Here is a 1857-nt window from a genome sequence, read left to right as displayed (position 1 = left end):
CCCGCGACCGAAGATCCCCGCTCAATGCTCTTCCCATCGTCCACCTCCATCGAGGTGGATGTTGAATCAGCACAAAACGCACCCGTCACATCACAATCGATTCATCGATCACAGGACGTGCTCTAGTAATCAACGCACCAATCGTGCTTGAGGGCACACTTGTGTGCTCGCGCAGTGTTTCGTGGATTGATTGGCCTGCGGTGACCTTCAACAGAGATTTTTATGACGAAGTACTTTTGCTTACAGCCTGATTTGCTGCAATTTTTAAGGTCGCGTGGCCGGGCAGGTACCAACGCCCGGCCACGCTTCCTGCGGGCGTTGTTCCTGCCGCTGGTGATTTGGGCCAGTACCCCATTCCTTGCACACGCGCAGGAGCAAAGCGCCTCTGCCCGCAGTGTTGAGCGCGAGCCGCTGAACGAAATGCAGATGGAGGTGCTGGTGGCGCGCATCGCGCTCTATCCCGATGAACTGGTCGCTGCGATCGCAGCTGCGTCTCTGTATCCCCTGCAGATCGTTGAAGCCGAAAGGTATCTGGACTTGGTCAACACCCAGCCGGAGACGAAGCCCGACAAAAACTGGGACGGGAGTATCATATCGCTCATGAATTATCCCGAGATCATCAAGATGATGAACGATGATCTCAAGTGGACTCAACAGATGGGAGACGCGGTGGCCTATCAGCAAAAGGGCTTGCTTGAGGCCATACAGCAATTGCGTGGAAGGGCTGTCGCCAAGGGGATCATCAAGAGCGACGACAAAACCGTGATCGTCCAGAAGCAGGAAAGGGTCACCATCACGCCGGCGCACGCTGACAAGATCTATATCCCCGTGTACCGGTCAGAGGAGCTCTACGATTCCAGCCGCGGGTCGGAGGGGGTAAGCTACAACTCCCGTTCCTATTCGTCTTACTATGACCCAACGGCAACTTACTACGCCGCTTATGTCACCGGGGCTGCTTGGGCTGCAGCGGTCGATTGGTACGAGGGTGAGACCTGGAGCGGTTACGGCTCCTGGGGGAGGGATGTCGACATCAAATGCAACTACTGCTTCAACGATCGAAACTTCAGCGGCAACATAAGTTTAGACCAGGTCGATTGGACGAAGGTCGACAGCTCCAGAATATCTTTTGACCGATCGAGTTTGAGTAGGCTCGATCAAAACACGCTGGTGCGAGACCTGAAAGCGGACGGCAGCAATAGTCTGATCGAAAGGGCGGCGGGCCTCAATCCGCATCGAGCAGAGACCCCACTGAGTCATTCATTCCCAACAGTTGGGAGGACCAGGCTCGAAAACCTCAAAGCTGGTAACCCGGCAGCCCCGCGGATGCCTGCAGCTGGGCCAAGATCGCTGGGAGGGAGCCGCGTAAATTCCCTACCAGGAAACTCCCAGTTCGCGCCGCGTGTCGGCGCGCACGGCAGAAGCCTGTCTGGGGGACGTGACATTCTGCATCGGCGCGGCCCTCGTGCCTTGCCAGGCCACGAGCCTCGGGGCTTGGCGAAGCATGGCCCGCGGCGCCCGGGTGTTGTGACCAGACCTCCCCGATCAGAATTCCGGCCGCATGGTCCACAGCATAGAGGCTTGGTCGGCGCACCTCGGTTCGGCGCGCCTGCCGGTGTTGGCCGCCCACCAATGCCTCCACCGGGTGGCCCTCCTCCGTTCTAACGCCTTAGGCGGCAGCTTGATGCGTTCGGCATGGCGGTCCTGACTTTGTTACGGCTGCTGTCGGGCGTGCCCGACCGGCATGCCGAGATTACAGATCAGCGCAGCGCCTGCTTGGCGAGTTCGGCAACAATCTCATAGTTCTCAGGCGTGACGAAGCCGGCGCCGGTGTCGACATTCATCGGCGCGAGACCCAGC

1 protein-coding gene is annotated in these 1857 nt (G+C 58.7%); it reads left to right on the top strand.

Translation table 11 applies throughout. From position 1 onward, the window contains the following. Positions 1-222 precede the first annotated feature (222 nt). A complete protein-coding gene (locus tag B5V02_RS09555; protein WP_111543991.1) occupies positions 223-1662 on the top strand; it encodes a DUF3300 domain-containing protein in 1440 nt (479 codons plus the stop codon). Positions 1663-1857: the final 195 nt, after the last annotated feature.

Source organism: Mesorhizobium kowhaii, assembly GCF_003253745.1.
In the GTDB taxonomy this organism is placed as follows: Bacteria; Pseudomonadota; Alphaproteobacteria; order Rhizobiales; family Rhizobiaceae; genus Mesorhizobium; species Mesorhizobium kowhaii.
This window is presented reverse-complemented; position numbering and strand designations above follow the sequence as displayed.

Coding starts and splice junctions, on each gene's coding strand:
- B5V02_RS09555 (WP_111543991.1), top strand. CDS start 223: ATGACGAAGTACTTTTGCTTACAGCCTGATTTGCTGCAATTTTTAAGG.